This is a genomic window from Flavivirga algicola (assembly GCF_012910715.1).
Classification (GTDB): Bacteria; Bacteroidota; Bacteroidia; order Flavobacteriales; family Flavobacteriaceae; genus Flavivirga; species Flavivirga algicola.
This window is the reverse complement of the sequence record NZ_JABBHF010000006.1, coordinates 233,360-250,502: the sequence shown is the minus strand read 5'-3', so window position 1 is coordinate 250,502 and position 17,143 is coordinate 233,360. Positions and strand designations below refer to the sequence as shown.

The 17,143-nt window shown below is 33.4% G+C and carries 17 protein-coding genes; 7 read left to right on the top strand and 10 right to left on the bottom strand.

The genetic code is table 11. The features are described 5' to 3' along the window. The first annotated feature begins 82 nt into the window (after nucleotides 1-82). The 5 genes from HHX25_RS12225 (at nucleotide 83) to leuB (ending at nucleotide 5,834) form a co-directional block, all read left to right on the top strand. The gene (locus tag HHX25_RS12225; protein ID WP_169673734.1) at nucleotides 83-970 is read left to right on the top strand and encodes a DUF72 domain-containing protein; all 888 of its coding nucleotides are present in this window, start codon (nucleotides 83-85) and stop codon (nucleotides 968-970) included. A gap of 213 nt (nucleotides 971-1,183) precedes the next feature. Continuing rightward, on the top strand, nucleotides 1,184-2,578 hold the full coding sequence (leuC, locus tag HHX25_RS12220; protein ID WP_169673731.1) for a 3-isopropylmalate dehydratase large subunit: 1,395 nt from the start codon (nucleotides 1,184-1,186) through the stop codon (nucleotides 2,576-2,578). A 61-nt stretch (nucleotides 2,579-2,639) separates the two neighbouring features. Further along, nucleotides 2,640-3,236 carry a 3-isopropylmalate dehydratase small subunit gene (gene leuD, locus HHX25_RS12215; protein ID WP_169673728.1) on the top strand — a complete coding sequence of 199 codons (597 nt, stop codon included), beginning with the start codon at nucleotides 2,640-2,642 and terminating at the stop codon, nucleotides 3,234-3,236. After that, the gene (locus HHX25_RS12210; protein ID WP_169673725.1) at nucleotides 3,237-4,757 is read left to right on the top strand and encodes an alpha-isopropylmalate synthase regulatory domain-containing protein; all 1,521 of its coding nucleotides are present in this window, start codon (nucleotides 3,237-3,239) and stop codon (nucleotides 4,755-4,757) included. A gap of 21 nt (nucleotides 4,758-4,778) precedes the next feature. After that, nucleotides 4,779-5,834, top strand: coding sequence for a 3-isopropylmalate dehydrogenase (gene leuB, locus HHX25_RS12205; RefSeq protein WP_169673722.1), 1,056 nt, complete (start codon nucleotides 4,779-4,781; stop codon nucleotides 5,832-5,834). 85 nt (nucleotides 5,835-5,919) lie between these two features. Here the strand turns inward: leuB and HHX25_RS12200 are convergent, their stop codons facing one another. The 7 genes from HHX25_RS12200 to HHX25_RS12170 all read right to left on the bottom strand — a co-directional run bounded on the left by HHX25_RS12200 (nucleotide 5,920) and on the right by HHX25_RS12170 (nucleotide 11,367). Then, entirely contained in the window at nucleotides 5,920-6,963 is a 1,044-nt protein-coding gene (locus HHX25_RS12200) for an alpha/beta fold hydrolase (RefSeq protein WP_169673719.1), read from the bottom strand. After that, complete coding sequence (locus HHX25_RS12195) at nucleotides 6,947-7,603, bottom strand: hypothetical protein (RefSeq protein ID WP_169673717.1); 657 nt, start codon at nucleotides 7,601-7,603, stop codon at nucleotides 6,947-6,949. The genes HHX25_RS12200 and HHX25_RS12195 overlap by 17 nt, the downstream gene beginning before the upstream one ends. A 128-nt stretch (nucleotides 7,604-7,731) precedes the next feature. Next, nucleotides 7,732-8,406, bottom strand: a complete 675-nt coding sequence (locus HHX25_RS12190) for a hypothetical protein (protein WP_169673715.1) — start codon at nucleotides 8,404-8,406, stop codon at nucleotides 7,732-7,734. Between the two features lie 171 nt (nucleotides 8,407-8,577). After that, entirely contained in the window at nucleotides 8,578-9,903 is a 1,326-nt protein-coding gene (locus HHX25_RS12185) for a mechanosensitive ion channel family protein (protein ID WP_169673713.1), read from the bottom strand. After that, nucleotides 9,903-10,193, bottom strand: a complete 291-nt coding sequence (locus HHX25_RS12180; RefSeq protein ID WP_169673711.1) for a DUF3817 domain-containing protein — start codon at nucleotides 10,191-10,193, stop codon at nucleotides 9,903-9,905. Before HHX25_RS12180 ends, HHX25_RS12185 begins: the two co-directional genes overlap by 1 nt. Nucleotides 10,194-10,255: 62 nt before the next feature. After that, the gene (locus HHX25_RS12175; protein ID WP_169673709.1) at nucleotides 10,256-10,873 is read right to left on the bottom strand and encodes a YqaA family protein; all 618 of its coding nucleotides are present in this window, start codon (nucleotides 10,871-10,873) and stop codon (nucleotides 10,256-10,258) included. 137 nt (nucleotides 10,874-11,010) lie between these two features. After that, the gene (locus HHX25_RS12170; protein WP_169673707.1) at nucleotides 11,011-11,367 is read right to left on the bottom strand and encodes a nuclear transport factor 2 family protein; all 357 of its coding nucleotides are present in this window, start codon (nucleotides 11,365-11,367) and stop codon (nucleotides 11,011-11,013) included. A gap of 91 nt (nucleotides 11,368-11,458) precedes the next feature. On the opposite strand from HHX25_RS12170, the gene HHX25_RS12165 reads away from it, so the two are divergent. Next, a complete protein-coding gene (locus HHX25_RS12165; RefSeq protein ID WP_169673705.1) occupies nucleotides 11,459-11,887 on the top strand; it encodes a winged helix-turn-helix transcriptional regulator in 429 nt (142 codons plus the stop codon). Between the two features lie 172 nt (nucleotides 11,888-12,059). Here the strand turns inward: HHX25_RS12165 and HHX25_RS12160 are convergent, their stop codons facing one another. From HHX25_RS12160 to pdxR, 3 genes are all read right to left on the bottom strand, one after another. After that, on the bottom strand, nucleotides 12,060-12,371 hold the full coding sequence (locus tag HHX25_RS12160; protein WP_169673703.1) for a type II toxin-antitoxin system RelE/ParE family toxin: 312 nt from the start codon (nucleotides 12,369-12,371) through the stop codon (nucleotides 12,060-12,062). After that, nucleotides 12,337-12,594 carry a type II toxin-antitoxin system ParD family antitoxin gene (locus HHX25_RS12155; RefSeq protein ID WP_169673700.1) on the bottom strand — a complete coding sequence of 86 codons (258 nt, stop codon included), beginning with the start codon at nucleotides 12,592-12,594 and terminating at the stop codon, nucleotides 12,337-12,339. Before HHX25_RS12155 ends, HHX25_RS12160 begins: the two co-directional genes overlap by 35 nt. A 559-nt stretch (nucleotides 12,595-13,153) precedes the next feature. Next, nucleotides 13,154-14,605 (bottom strand): MocR-like pyridoxine biosynthesis transcription factor PdxR, encoded by a 1,452-nt coding sequence (gene pdxR / locus HHX25_RS12150; RefSeq protein ID WP_169673698.1) that lies wholly within the window; start codon nucleotides 14,603-14,605, stop codon nucleotides 13,154-13,156. An 88-nt stretch (nucleotides 14,606-14,693) separates the two neighbouring features. Between pdxR and HHX25_RS12145 the strand changes: the two genes are divergently transcribed. Beyond that, a complete protein-coding gene (locus tag HHX25_RS12145) occupies nucleotides 14,694-17,078 on the top strand; it encodes a TonB-dependent receptor domain-containing protein (protein WP_169673696.1) in 2,385 nt (794 codons plus the stop codon). Nucleotides 17,079-17,143 lie beyond the last annotated feature (65 nt).

Genomic DNA, 17,143 nt, shown 5'->3' with positions numbered 1-17,143 from the left:
AAAAAAAATGAAGTTACTTCCGTAGCACAATACATAAAAAATACTTTCAAAATATTTATTTTTGAAGAAACAAGTATAGCATATGAAATTTGGAAGTGTTAATAACCCTGAACAAATAGATTTCACTTTACCTAAAGATCATTTAGAAACCTACAATGTATTAAACAGTGTAAAAGATGATAATATCCCTGAAATTTATGTAGGTTGCGCCAAATGGAATCGGGCAGATCTCAAAGGGTTTTATCCTAGAGGGACTAAAGACGAGTTGGTATATTATTCGAGACAATTCAATGCTATTGAATTAAACGCCACCTTTTATAGAATCTTTCCAGCCGAACAATTTACTACTTGGTATAACAAAGCGCCTTCTGGATTTAAATTTTTCCCTAAGCTAAATCAGGAAATAAGTCATTGGAAACGTTTACAAGACACTCAAGCAATTGTTGAAGATTACTTGTACAACGCTTCAAATTTAAAAGAAAAACTGGGTACTGTTTTTTTACAAATGCATAGCAATTTTGCTCCTAAAGATTTTAACAGAGTTATTTCTTTTGTTGAAAATTGGCCAAAGGACATCCCATTAGCTATTGAATTTAGACATACAAACTGGTATAACGATCCTACTGTGTCTCAAGAATTATATGAACTATTGGAAGCAAATAACATATCCAATGTTATTGTAGACACAGCTGGTAGACGTGATTTAATGCACATGCGTTTAACCAATGCTACAGCTTTTATAAGATACGTAGGGGCTAATCATCAAACAGATTATTCCCGTTTGGATGATTGGGTAAAACGATTAAAATTTTGGAAAGATTCTGGAATTAAAGAGATTGATTTTTTTATTCACCAAAACATAGAAAAAGAGTCTCCTTTATTATCTGCTTATTTCATAAAAAAACTAAATAGTGAATTGGGGTATGCCTTAACAGTTCCTAATGAAAGTAAACAACAAACATTGCTTTAATACTTTGTTTTAAAAATTGTAATCAATTTCATTGTTCTATTGCATTAAATTCAATAAAGACAATATCCATTAGCAATTTTATAAAAATTTTATAGCAAAGCCTCTTAAAGTTTTAAATATCTGCAATAAAACATAAATTTGTAGGCACTTATAGCTTCTCATGCTGGATTTTCTTTGACATTGAGGAGTTTTAATACAAAATTTAAGATATTTATGAGTAAAACATTGTTTGACAAAGTGTGGGATTCGCATGTTGTTAGAAAGATTGAAGGTGGACCAGACGTATTCTTTATAGATCGTCATTTTATACATGAAGTAACAAGTCCAGTAGCTTTTTTAGGCTTGAAAAACAGAGGTCTAAGCGTTCTATATCCTGAGCGTACATTCGCTACTGCCGATCATAATACACCGACCATTAATCAACATTTACCAGTTGAAGATCCTTTATCGGCAAATCAATTAAAAGCTTTAGAAGATAATTCCAACGAATATGGTATTAGTCACTGGGGTCTTGGTCATAAAAAAAATGGAATTGTGCACGTTGTAGGCCCCGAAAACGGTATTACGTTTCCTGGAGCAACAATCGTTTGTGGTGATTCGCATACATCAACACATGGTGCTTTTGGTGCCATTGCCTTTGGTATTGGAACCTCAGAAGTAGAAATGGTACTGTCTACACAATGTATTATGCAGCCAAAACCTAAAAAAATGCGCATTAACGTAAATGGGCAATTAGGAAAAGGGGTGACGCCAAAAGATGTGGCATTATATATCATTTCAAAATTAACAACATCTGGAGCTACAGGATACTTTGTAGAATATGCTGGTGATGTTTTTGAAAACATGACTATGGAAGGCCGTATGACCGTTTGTAACTTGTCTATTGAGATGGGGGCTCGTGGTGGTATGATAGCACCTGATGAAACGACTTTTGACTATTTAAAAGACAAACCATTATCTCCAAAAGGAGACGCTTGGGATACTGCTGTAGCACATTGGAAAACTTTAAAGACTGAAGCAGATGCAACTTTCGATAAGGAACTAACGTTCTCGGCTAGTGATATAGAACCTATGATTACCTATGGCACCAACCCAGGTATGGGCATTGGTATTTCTAACAACATTCCTGATGCCGATACTGTTGAAGGCGGTGTGGCTACTTACAAAAAGTCTTTAGACTATATGGGGTATGCAGAAAATGACTCCATGCTTGGTAAAAAGATTGATTATGTATTCTTGGGAAGTTGTACAAATGGTAGAATTGAAGATTTTAGAGCTTTTGCTTCTATTGTAAAAGGAAAACAAAAAGCAGACCATGTTACTGCTTGGTTGGTTCCTGGTTCTCATGAAGTAGAAGATAAAATTAAAGAGGAAGGCCTTTTAGATATTATAACAGAAGCTGGTTTTGTATTAAGACAACCAGGTTGTTCTGCTTGTTTGGCAATGAACGATGATAAAATTCCTGCTGGAAAATATGCAGTAAGTACGTCTAATAGAAACTTTGAAGGACGTCAGGGTCCTGGATCCAGAACATTACTTGCTAGTCCTTTAGTTGCAGCAGCAGCAGCAGTTACAGGCGTAGTAACCGATCCAAGGGACTTATTATAATCCTCTAATAAAAATAATTATAAAACTGCCAACTGAACACTGGCAATAGAATACTAAAAAAATGGCTTACGATAAATTTAATATACTAACAAGTACAGCAGTTCCATTACCGTTAGAAAATGTTGATACCGATCAAATTATACCAGCTAGATTCTTAAAAGCAACAGAACGTAAAGGGTTTGGAGATAATTTATTTAGAGATTGGAGATACAATGGGGACGATACGCCAAAAGAAGATTTTGTATTAAACAATCCTATTTACAGTGGTAAGATTTTAGTAGGAGGAAAGAATTTTGGTTCTGGTTCTTCTAGAGAACACGCTGCTTGGGCGGTTTACGATTATGGATTTCGTTGTGTTGTATCTAGTTTTTTTGCAGATATTTTTAAAAACAACTGCTTAAATATAGGTGTTTTACCAGTACAAGTGAGTCCTGAGTTCTCAGAACAAATCTTCAATGCGATATACGAAGACGCCAATACAGAAATAGAAGTGAATTTACCCGAGCAAACCATTACTATTAAATCTACGGGAGCTCAAGAGTCTTTTGATATTAATAGTTACAAAAAAGAAAATATGCTGAATGGTTTTGATGATATTGATTATCTACAAAACATGAAAGGCGAAATAGAAACATTTGCAAATGGTTTGATGCTATAAATGGCAATGAAGAGAATAGAAATAATGGATACGACATTGCGCGATGGTGAGCAAACCTCGAGCGTGTCGTTTTCTGCTTCAGAGAAACTAACCATAGCCAAACTTTTATTAGAAGAGTTAAAAGTTGATCGTATAGAAATAGCTTCAGCCCGAGTTTCTGAAGGCGAACTTCAAGCGGTGAAAGACGTCACTAGCTGGGCCAAAGAAAATAGTTATTTGCATACGGTTGAAGTCCTTACTTTTGTTGACAAAGGAATTTCGATAGATTGGATGATTGAAGCAGGTGCCAAGGTTCAAAATTTATTAACCAAAGGTTCATTAAATCATTTAACTCACCAGCTTAAAAAGACTTCTAATCAGCATTTTAAAGAAATATCAGAAACAATTTCCTTAGCCCAAGAGAAAGGCATTGAAACCAATATCTATCTAGAAGATTGGAGCAACGGTATGCGCAATTCGAAAGCCTATGTTTTCGAGTTTTTAGGGTTCTTATCTACGCAGCCGGTAAAGCGTATCATGCTTCCAGATACTCTAGGTATTATTACACCAAAAGAGTCTTACGATTTTGTAGAAGAGATTAAGGACAAGTATCCGAGCCTACATTTTGATTTTCATGCGCATAATGATTACGATTTAGGCGTGGCCAATGTCATGGAAGCCCTCAAAGCAGGCGCAGATGGACTTCATTTAACCGTAAATGGTATGGGAGAACGTGCTGGTAATGCGCCTATGGCCAGTACAATTGCTGTTATTAATGATTTCATGCCCGAGATAGAAACGGGTGTAAACGAAAAAGTCTTATATACCGTTAGCAAGCTGGTTGAAACATTTTCTGGGGTTATGATTCCAGCTAACAAACCAGTTATTGGCGCCAATGTTTTTACACAAACCGCTGGAATACATGCAGATGGTGACAATAAAAAGAACCTATACTTTAGCGATTTATCACCTGAACGCTTTGGAAGAACCCGTAAGTATGCCTTAGGGAAATCTTCTGGAAAAGCTAATATTCAAAAGAATTTACAGGAATTAGGACTTCAACTTGATGATGATGATTTGCGACAGGTCACACAACGCATTATTGAGTTAGGTGATAAAAAACAAGTCGTTACCAAAGAAGATTTACCATATATTATTTCAGATGTTTTAGACTATACTTATGAGGAAAAAGTAAAAGTGAACTCATATGTATTAACACATTCCAAAGGACTAAAACCTTCTACAACGGTTTCTATTACCATTAACAATGAAACATTTGAAGAAAACGCCCAGGGTGATGGTCAATTTGATGCTTTTATGAATGCTATAAGGGCGATCTTCAAAAGGAAAGACATGGTATTGCCTGGGTTAATAGATTATGCTGTAAGAATCCCTCCAGGGAGTCATTCTGACGCTTTATGCGAAACCATTATTACCTGGAAAAATACTGATAAAGAGTTTAAAACACGTGGTCTCGACTCAGATCAAACGGTATCTGCTATAAAAGCAACCGAAAAAATGCTAAACATTATAATTAATTAAGATTACAATAAAACAAAATAAATGAAATTTAATATTGCGCTTTTAGCCGGAGACGGTATAGGACCAGAAGTAATAGATCAAGCCGTCAAGGTAAGTGATGCTGTTGCTGAAAAATTTGGACATGAAATAACTTGGAAACCAGCATTAACAGGTGCTGCAGCTATCGATGCAGTTGGAGAACCTTATCCAGACGAAACACATGATATTTGTGTGGCTTCTGATGCGGTTTTATTTGGTGCTATCGGCCATCCGCGTTTCGATAATGATCCATCTGCAAAGGTTCGCCCTGAACAAGGCTTATTAAAAATGCGTAAAAAATTAGGCTTATTTGCTAATGTAAGACCGACTTTTACTTTTCCATCATTATTAGACAAATCACCATTAAAAAAAGAGCGTATTGAAGGCACAGACCTTGTGTTTCTACGCGAATTAACCGGTGGTATTTATTTTGGAGAAAAGGGGAGAAGAGATGACAGGGAAACTGCCTACGACAACTGTGTTTACACGAGAGAGGAAGTACAGCGATTGGCTAAAAAAGGGTTTGAACTGGCCATGACACGTTCTAAAAAATTATGTTGTGTTGATAAGGCTAATGTTTTAGAAACATCTCGCTTATGGAGAGAAACCGTTCAAGCCATGGAAAAAGATTATCCAGAGGTAGAGGTAAGTTATGAATTTGTTGATGCCGTAGCTATGCGATTGGTACAATGGCCTAACAGCTATGATGTATTGATCACCGAGAACTTATTTGGAGACATTTTAACAGATGAGGCTTCTGTTATTTCAGGATCTATGGGTCTTATGCCTTCGGCATCTTTAGGATCTAACATCGGTTTATTTGAGCCTATTCATGGGTCTTATCCACAAGCAGCTGGAAAAAATATAGCAAACCCAATGGCTACGGTGTTATCTGCCGCTATGATGTTTGAAAACTTTGGTTTAGCAGATGAAGGTAAAGCCATTAGAGACGTAGTTAACAAAGCTTTAAACGAAGGTATTGTTACTGAAGATTTATCCGATGGCGGAAAAGCTTACGGAACTAATGAAGTAGGAGACTGGTTAGCAAAGAACATTTAACATTCTATATAATAACTAACTATTTTAAAAGCCCTATCAATATTTTGATAGGGCTTTTTTCATGATGAGTTCAGTTCGTTTTAAATTATTTATTCTCGTTAATAAACTCAATGACTTTATCAGCAAATAAATCAGGCTCACTAAACATAGGAGAGTGTCCGGATTTTTCAAAAATCACCAGTTCTTTTTTGCTGGAACCTAAATTATCGTAAGCTTCCTGGGCAAATCCTAAAGGAACTACCATATCGTGCTTACCCCATATAACTAAAGATGGAATCGTAATTTCCGAAAGTCTATCGGTATAGGTTACATTTCTGAAAAGATTCTCATCTAGTATGGATTGTGTGTTTAATACATTCCAAATCAGTGTTAAAGGAGTATATTTAAAAATAACATTATTATCTTGACTTCCTTCCGTATTAATAATCCCTGATTCTTCAAGTTTTTCTTCAGCAAAAAAAGCTTCGTTGTTTAAATCATACATGTCATTAATATCATTGTACTCAGAGTCTAAACCATTAACGAAATCTATAACTTTACTCCAATACTCAATATCATTCCCAATACCTATTTGTTCAGCAGCCACTCTTTTAAAATTTGAAATGTATTCTTGATACAAGCCTTTAACATTATGGCTACCATCTACATCTATCCACCCTAAAAAAGGGCTTTGGTCTTTTAATAATGTAGCTGGCCCCAGAGTACCTCCCCAGCTGTGTCCCATTAAAAATAACTTAGAATCGTTCCCGTATTTATGTTTAATCACTTTAGAGAGCGCTAAAACATCTTCAGCCATGATATCTACATTTATGCCATCTTTTGAATAACTTCCTTGAGCCATTCCTGAACCTCTTTGGTCAAAATAGACTACTGCATATTCTTTTTCAATTTTGTTTTTAATAGTTGAACCTCTGTAACTTAATCCATAACCACCAGGGCCTCCATGAAGTATGATGAGAAATACTTTCTCTGAAGCATTACCATGAATGTATGCAGGCATGTCTGCATTTTTATGACGCACAAATAATGTGTTGTTTAAGTTTTCTAGATTTTCATCATCTGAACATGAAATAAGTGTAGCAAGAACACTTACTAATAGTAAAGTATATTTATTAATCAATCTTTTCATTTTTCTTTTTCTTTTTAAAATTAAAACGGTATCCATACTGAAAATTAAAAGAGGGTAGGGCTCCTGCATTATAAGGAGTCCGTAACATGAAATTGATATTAAAATATCGTCTTGTTATTTTTTTATTTTTTCGTTGTTTTCCAATGCCAACAGAAATAGATGGTGCATAATACCCTCTGCCAGGAAGGAATACTTTCTTAACATTGTCTCCACTAACTTTATAAGTTTCTGGTAAAAAAGATCGATAATATCCTAACGGGTTAAACTCTATACTAAATTGCTTGCCTTTTTTATTGGTTCTCCTCCAGGTAATTCCATAATTTGTAAAAACACCTGTATCTGTTGAAGTAGCAAAGTTTGTTGTAAACCCTAAATTGCCATTTAAAAGGAATTGATGCGAGTTTGTTCTTTGTGAGCCTCGTCTATTCTTTACTTTTATAGTTTCTTTTAAAAGGTATTCCGTACCAAAATTTAAACCATTATTCCAAAATATACTACCCGAATAAGCAATTTTAAACTCGGTTCTTTCTAAAAATGTTTGGTTAGCTAAACTTGTGTTTTTTGTGTCTTCTATACTTTGTGAGTACCCTTTAATCAAGGAAAGTATTAGCGGAATTAATAATTGTAGTTGTAACTTCATATACTGTTTGTTTTTAATTGAAGTTGTAAAACTACTTTGAGAGGATACTAAATTCCGTTAATGGATATGTAATTAATACTTAAAAAGTTATAAAAAAGAGAGGATCTTGTTAAAGTATGTTATTGCTTTTAGTTTTTAACTGGATACTTTTCTAAAAAATCTGGGTAAACCATGTATATAACTTCAGTTTGAACATTTTGAATGACTTCAAAAACATCACCAAAAAGAAAATGATCTTTCGTCAACTTATTTTTTTTCGCTTCAGCAACGGAAATTAAACTTCTTTCGTTATAGCCATCTATCGCTTTAGTAACATGATACGAACCTAAATATTTAAACTCACCAACTATAACATTTTGCGGTTTAAAAATACTTCTTCTTATTTTTAATTCATCATATTTTTTAACGATGATTTCACTTGGTACGGTTTCATATTTTTTAACAGACTTTAAACTCCTTCTGGCAATTCTTAATCGATCGTTCACATCTGTCTCATCAAGTTCTTTTGCAATCTCAGGAGTATATCTCGATTCTTTTTTAAGTTTAGCAATTTTGGCACTATCACTTTGAGCCTTTTTGGCAAATGCTAAAGTCCTCTTATAAAACTTAGTCATACGAATCGTTTCAGGCTTTTTAATTGTAGTCGTATGTTTCTCTGATAATATTTCAAAAACGTATGGAGACTGGCCTTCTTTTAATACAATTTGATTGTTTAATTCTTTAGTAAAAACAAAATCCACATTTTGGGCTTTTGCTTGAAAGCATAACGAAAACAGTACAATTATAAAGCACAAAAATCTCATAATTATATATTGTATTTTTAAGTTAAATAGCATTATAAATTACTTACTTTGAGGAAAAAATGCAAATATATATATTATTAAAATACTAGAAGAAACCAATAAAACATTCTATAACATGTTTTTTTAACATAAAATATAACGAAAAGAATACTCTGAAAAGCACACTTCTTTTTATGGTTTCAAAGTGAAACTTGAGCCACTAGGAAGCTCAAATAGCTCCAGGTTAAAGTAAGGGAGCGCTGCTATTAAATGATCAAATATATCGGCCATAATATATTCATAATTGGCCCAACGTTTATCGTTACTAAAAGCATAGATTTCAATAGGGATTCCTTGAGCGGTAGGGGCTAACTGACGTACCATAATGGTCATCTCCTTATTAATCGCAGAATGTTTCTCAATATAGGTTTGGGCATATTTTCTAAAAACCCCTAAATTGGTAAGGTTTCGACCATTTAATAGCATGGTTTTATCAATGTTATACTCGCTATTATAGGTATCAATATCTGCCTGACGCTGTTTTAAATAAGGGTTTATAATCTGAATACCACTTAACGTTTCCAATTGTTCTTTAGTAAGATAGTGCACACTGTCCAATTTAATCGATATAGAACGTTTAATACGTCGACCATCGGAATTTACCATGCCGCGCCAATTTTTAAAGGAATCGGAAATCAATGCATAAGTCGGAATGGTGGTTATGGTTTTATCAAAGTTCTGGACTTTGACCGTGGCTAAGTTGATTTCGGTCACATCACCATCGGCACCATACTTTTCAAACGTAATCCAATCGCCAATACGCACCATATCGTTAATGGATACCTGAATACTAGCCACAAAACCTAAAATGGTATCCTTAAAGACCAGTATAATTACGGCGGAAGCTGCACCAAGAGCCGTTAAGAACTTGATAAAGGGGGTGTCGGTAATGATGGCAATGGCCGACATGAAACCAGCCACCCAAGCAAAAATCATAAACACCTGAATATAACTATCTATAGGTTTATCCTTTAGACGAGGCAATGTCTTAAAGTAATCCTTTAAAGTATTTAAAAAACTCCTTACTATCCAAAGTGTTAACACAATAGCAAATACTTGAAGTCCTTTTTCAATTACCCCATCAAAATTTGGAAAATCCTTAAAAATAATAGGCGTGAATTCCATAGCAACCAACAATGGAATGATATGTGCAATATTGCGAGGCACCTTATTGGTGACCAGCAAATCATCAAAATTTGTTTTTGATGCCGAAGCAAACTGGCTAAAGGCTTTTACCAGAATCTTTCGAATTACAAAATAAAGAAGAAACATGGCAATAAGCAATATGAGGAGGAGTCCAAACATATTGAGGTATTCTGCCGTATTTTCTGAGACGCCCTGTTTTGTAAGATATTCAAGAATTATATGACGGTAACTGTCACCAGATTGTATCGCATCTAGAGTTTCGGCTTGTACTGTTCTTGATTGTATACTATCTATAACTTTGGTTTCTTGCATTAGGTGAGGCGTTTTAAATATTTATGGTCGACATAAAAGGTACCAAAAGGTATTACAGAGGCTACTAGTATAATTAAAAACTGATTTTTAGTCCAATCCGTTTCTTTTTTATACATAAAAGCCAGAATAACATAGCCCATAAACAAAAGACCATGCGGCATACCCAACATTTTTACATATTGTGGATCGCCTGAGATATACTTAATGGGCGTGGCAATAAAGAGTAAAAGAATATAGGAAACGCCTTCTAAAAAAGCGACCAGTCGAAATATATTGATAAATGACAACATAAATATTTTTTTAAGCACAAAAATACAATGCCAAAGGCTAAAAGCCTAGGTTTTAAATACTTTTATAAAACGTTAAAAATAATAAGTCCGTAGATCGCAAAACGTAATAGTCTCAAGGATCCATAAAGAACCACACTTTTAAACGGAAAGTGTATAATTCCAGCGGCTATGCAAGACATTGAAAAGGGGAGTGGCAAAAGAGCACCTACTATAATAAGAAAACCGCCCCATTTTTTGGAATTCTTAAGCTGCTTGGCCATTTTAACCTCCAAATAGTTATGGACACTCGGAATTTTAGTAATAAAAACACCTAGCCAGTATGAAATAAGCCCACCAGAATACGATAGAAAAGCCAAAAAGCTAAGATACAACCAAGGACTCGGCATTTTACCAGACCAGGCAATAAAAACCTCTGGAGGTATGATCCCTAAAAGCGTTTCGGATACAAAGAAGAAAGCCAATACACCATAAGCTGGTAATGTTTCGGTCATACGGACCAAGGCATCATTAATATTAAAAAAGTGATTTAAAACATAAATTCCAACAATAAGAAGCAGAATTACAGGTAATGCTTTTTTAATAGCATCCCAAACAAAACTGTAAAATCCAGTATAGCTATAATACTGATGCAGTAAGTGTAAACGATTTTTATCAGTCTTAGACTTCGGTTTAGATTTCATGTACTCATGTAAATTTAAGGCGAACAAATATACTAGTATCTGTCGTATAATAAAAGGAGAACTTATAATTTAGACCAAATTTAACATAGCAAAGCAAAAGCCTTATATAGTACCTTTTTACTAATTTACTAATAATTTTATGGTTTAGGAAACAATGCGGTATCAAAAAAGAAACGTTGACGCGCTATTTTACCGTTTTTAAGATCAAAAACCTCACAACAGGGGATACTGGCCTGGACTGGAGACAATACCTTTAGAGTCGACACATGAGTTACCGAACTTTCATAACCAATTAAATCCTGTGTTTCTACTGCAAATTCCATCTCAAATTTGCTTAAGGCTTCAAAATAATCTTTTGGATTGGTAGTTGAAAACATAGGCCCTATATATTGATGGTTATCTGCCATATAACTAGCAGCTTTTTTCATATCTGCCATATTAATCGCATTAAAAAATGCTTGAACGACTTCTAAAGATTTGTTTGTGTTATTCATAATATTTTATTCTAAATGATTAAATTTGTTTACTTGTAAAAAACAAGCAATACAAATATATTACAATACTTGCAAAAAACAAGTAAATAAGATGCGAAAAATAGAAAAGAGATCGGATTGCCCAATAAGTAGGACACTGGACATTTTTGGTGATAAATGGACTTTACTGATTATGAGAGACTTATCATTTAAGGGATATCAGTTTTACAATGAGTTTTTAGATTCAGGAGAAGGCATGGCCACAAATGTATTATCGGACAGACTAAAAATGTTAGAAGAAAAGGGAATTATCATTAGTAAAAAATACGAAAAACTAAAAACAAGAAAGCAATATGGACTTACCAAGACTGGAATTTCTTTAGTTCCAATTTTATTGGAAATGTTGGTTTGGGGAGCGAACTTTGATGATTCTACCGTTGTTATTCCTGAGTTTTATCAAAGGTTTTTAAATGATAGAACCAATCTGGTAAATGAAGTTATGATATCACTAGAAAAGGGTATGAACCAAAATTTTTGTTAGGAGTTTATGATAATTGTGATATTTATGGAATAGCATGGGGTATAAAATATTTTATTTTACATAATATTAATTATAATTCATCTTCAATATTATAATCAGACATTATATAAAATTGCTTTGTAAACTTTTGTTTTATGAATTTTATTGTAAAAGGTTTAAGGAAAGTTATAATTTATAGATTATTTTCATAATCCATACTTTGACTTAATACACGAACAATTAAAATATCAATATCTGTAGATAAATAAAAAATGGTGTGAGATTTATACGAAAATCTTTTTAATGACAGAATGAATTCAGATGCATCACGTCCTAAAGTACTATTGTCAGCTAAAATTTGAAATAGTGTATGCATTCCTGATAAATATGTTTGGGCTTGTTTTAATCCAAATGTTTCAATGCCGTACTCATACATTTTGGCAAGATCAATTTCGGCGCTTCTTGATACTTTATAAACGCCCATCTGCCCGCATACGGTCTTCAACTTCCTTCATGATATCTGGAACGGATTTATCACTAACACCACTTTCCATGCCTTCAGTTATAGCTGCTTTGAGTGCTGAAAATTTGGCATTTTTTGCTTGATCACGTCTTACTAAATCACGAAGATATTCACTATCATTAGTAAATTCTCCTATTGTAATTCGTGACTTTATCCACTTATCCTGTTTTTCAGTAAATGTTATTGTTTTTCTAATTGTTGACATAAATACATGTTTTAATAATCATACTATTGATGCAATTTAATGTATTTAATTGAATATTACAAAAATGGAGAGTGCGAATTTATGTATTCGATAAATATTCCCATTCCATACACATTCCCGCTTCACTCCTATCGTCGCTTCGGGCAAAGCGTATTCCATTACATTTTTTAAAGAAACATTTGAGAAGAAAAAAATCAAAGAAGATTTTAGATAAGAACTTCGCTTTTACCAAAGCAAAGTTACATAACGCAGAACATTATAGTACACTTTTAATATTGGATTATCCAGTGGATGATTCAATATTAAAACAATGTTTAGTTATAGATTTGATGTGTGTTACTATGTAGCTATAATTCCATATTATGTAAAATTGCCGCTACCTATGCGCTCGATTGCTTTTTATAAATTAAACGCTTATGGCGTTTATTTCTAAACACAATTTCCAACCGCATAGCCAAAACGCCAAAATAAAAGCTAACCTTTTTGCGCTATATTAAAAATCGCGTATTCGATAGATTTCGATAAGAATTAAAAAATGTTCGGAAGTAGATTACTAAGTTTATATTACTTTCTTCAAAATCCCCATATACTTATCTATTTCAGAAAAAGTAAGAGATGCAAAGCCTAAACGGGTTGCATTAAGTGATGCTCCAAAATAAGGAGCTAAAATTAAATTGAGGTTTTTGTCTAAGGCTTTTTTGTATACTTCCATTAAGTCTATAGATGAATCAAATTTAGCCCAAACTGCTAATCCTCCTTCTGGTACTTTAAATACAATATCGTTTGGAAAATGAGTGTTTAGTGCCTCACAAAAATAATCTCTACGTTGCATATAAATATTGCGCGATCTTCTAATCATTCTATCTATCTCTCCTTGCTGCAACAAAACACCCATGGCTCTTTCCATTATCGGATTTCCTTGACAATCAATCGCTTTTCGTATTTCAACAGCTTTCTCAATTATTTTTTCATCTGCCAGTAAATAACCTATTCTTAATCCAGGGCTAATAGTTTTAGAAAATGACCCTGTGTAAATTGTATTTGTAAGACCATCTAAACTAGATAATGGAAGTATAGGGGCATTACTATAGTGAAAATCGTATTCGTAATCATCTTCAATAATATGAAACCCATAAGTCTCTGCCAACCTTAACAAATTCATTCTTCTAGCTGGACTTAAACTTACTGTGGTTGGATGATGGTGATGAGGAGTTACATATACAACTTTAATCTTATTTTTTTTACATATCTCTTCTATTTCATCTACAACCAATCCATCTTCATCAACAGAAACATTGAATACTTTAGCGCCTATATATTCTAAAACATCATTGGTTCCAAAGTAACCTGGCATACCAACAATAGCTGCTTCATTTTTTTTAAGTAAGATTTTCATACTTAAAAATATCGCCATTTGACTTCCTCTGGTAATTAATATGTTTTCTTCATTACAAGGTATTCCACGTGTATCGTTTAAATATTTTACCAATTCTTTACGGAGCACTTCATCACCATAAGCACTTGTGTATGAAAACAAGTTTAAATAGCGGTCTGATTTAAAAATATTCCTATGAGCTCTCCCAATAGCTTGATTATCTATAACTCTAGGATCTGGTAATCCTCCATCGAAAATTAATACCTTATCATTTTTTGTGATGCGTGATGGAGATGAATTTATTGGATTGATTTTAATCCCTTTTTTAACTTTTGTTTCTGGTTGGTTATTCCAATTTTTGGGTTGGAATTCAGGTAATTTTTCAGAAACAAAAGTTCCTTTTCTTGGAACACTTTTTATCCATTGCTGTAATTCTAGCTCTATATAAACCTTTTCAATGGTATTTTTATTAACATCTAACAAAGTAGCCAATGACTTTATGCCCATCATTTTAGTTCCTGGTCGCAATCTACCAGATTGTATTTCCTTTATTATGGCATTTGTTAGCTGTAAATAAACAGGGGTACTCCTTTCCCTATCTATTTTTATAGTATTAAACAATGAAAACTGACCCATACAATTTATTAATTCTACCCCATTCTACAGGGTCAAATATAAACTATTTTTGCTTTGAAACAATCAAATACTTAAACATCAAGATTTTATGAAATTTATTTTGTTTGTTACATTATTAATAGCTTGTTCCTTTCAATTAGCAGGTCAATCTTCTTCTATAAAAGGGCAGTTATTGGATGAGTCAAAACAAGCGATAGTTTTTGCCAACGTTGCTTTATATAAAACCAAAGATAGTAGCATAGTAAAAGGTGTAATCAGCGACGAAAATGGAATTTTTCAATTGAAAGATGTAGCTCAAGGATCATACTATTTAATAGCATCCTATCTTGGTTTCTCTGATTTTAAAAAAGAAAACATTCAGTTATCTGCTCAAGAGCACATAGATTTAGGTCTGTTAACAATTAAAAACGCGGCTATAACACTTCAAGAAACCATTGTTATGGGTAGTAAACCAATGGTGGAAACTAAGCCAGACCGAACCATTTTTAATGTAGAAAAGACAATTAACAGCGTGGGGTCAGATGCTATTAACTTACTAAGAAAAGCGCCTGGAATTACGGTTGACAACAATAACAATATTAATGTTTTAGGAAGATCTGGAGTACTTGTGTATGTTAATGGTAAACGACTTCCATTAAAAGGACAAGATTTAAGTAACTATTTACAAAACCTAACTTCTGAACAAATTGACCGCATAGAAATTATTACGAACCCCAGTGCACAATACGAAGCAGAGGGAAACGCAGGCATTATTGATATTCGCATTAAAAAGGACAAAAAACTAGGCACCAATGCTACTGTTAATAGTGGTTTTAGTCCAGGCAGATATCCACAAACAAATTTAAGTGTTAATGGAAATTATAGAAATAAAAAAGTGAATGCTTTTGGAACTTTTGGAGGGTTTAATCGACAATCTTTTGGCAATGAATATTTTAATAGTTTCCAAAACAATTTAAACTTAAACGAAGTCGTTCAACATAACAAAGAAAATAAAGGTTACGACTATAGGTTTGGCTCAGACATCTTTTTATCAAACAAACATTTGTTAGGTTTTTTAGTAAATGGGCAAATTAGTAATAATGACGAAAACGTATTAAACACCATTGAAATTTATAACGCCACAACAAATGAATTGGATAGCACTTTGATTGCTGATAGCCATACTAAAAAAAAAATACAGCAACAGTCTTATAGCATTAGTTATGGATTTAACAATAAAAAAGGGCGTAGCTTAAATTTAGATTTAGATTATGGCCGTTATAAAAATGAAAGTATTCGGTTTCTACCTAATAAGTATTATAATCAAAACGGTGAATTATTATCAGAATTAATCAACCAATTTGATACACCAACTGATATTGAAATTTATACGCTCACCTTAGACACTAAGGATAGTATTTTTGGGGGGCAAATTAGCGTAGGAACTAAATTAAATCTCGTAAATTCAGATAATTCCTTTCTGTTTTTTGATGAAATTGATGGAGTATTTACACAAAACAATCGTCAATCTAACCAATTCAATTATAAAGAAAATGTATATGCAGGTTACCTTAATTTTACAAGACCTTTAGGCTCACAATTAAACGTTTCCTTGGGATTACGAGCTGAAAAAACTGAGGCAAAAGGAGTTTTACAAGTTTTTTCTCAAGATTTAGAGGAACCCACTGTAGATTTAAACTATTTAGATTGGTTTCCAAGTATGGGATTAACCTGGCAAGCCAACTCTCAAAATTTGATTGCCTTTAATTTCGGTCGCCGAATTAACCGTCCAGATTATAAAGTATTAAATCCTTTTAATTTTCAGTTAAGTCAATTGTCTTTTCAAAATGGGAATCCAAGCTTACGTCCAGAGGTTGTTAATAATATAGAAATCGGTTACACATACAACTACAAATACAACCTAAAATTAGCATACAGTGAAACCAAAAACCGAATTGTACAGTTCATTGGTCCAGATGATATTGATCCAAGAATAAAAGTGTACTCTTGGCAAAATCTAGGTAAGCAAAAAGTGCTCAATATTAACTTTAATACTCACATTACTATAAACAACTGGTGGGACGCTTACTTTAATTTAAATGGAGGTCACTCTCGGAATCAAGCGGATTATGGGGATGGTATTAGTGTTGATATAGAAAGCTTTTCCTATAATATTTACTATCAAAATACTTTAAAACTGCCCCATGAAATTTCAGGTGAAATATCGGGATATTTTAATGGACCCGGTATTTGGGAAGGCGTGTTTTTATACGAACCAACATATAGCTTGAATTTAGGTTTGCAACGAAAGTTTTTAAAAGAAAGAATGAATGTAAAGCTAAGTGTCTCTGATATTTTTTACCAAAGTGGATGGAGTGGTTACTCTGACTTCAATGGATTGTATTCTAGAGGTCATGGTAATTGGGATAGTAGAAGAGCAAGTCTAAGTATTTCCTATAAGTTAGGTAATCAAAATATAAAATCTAACGGATAGTCAAAATAGTTTGGTTACGTTTTTTCATACGACGTTTAAAGGCTCATAAATTTTATGTTTATGGG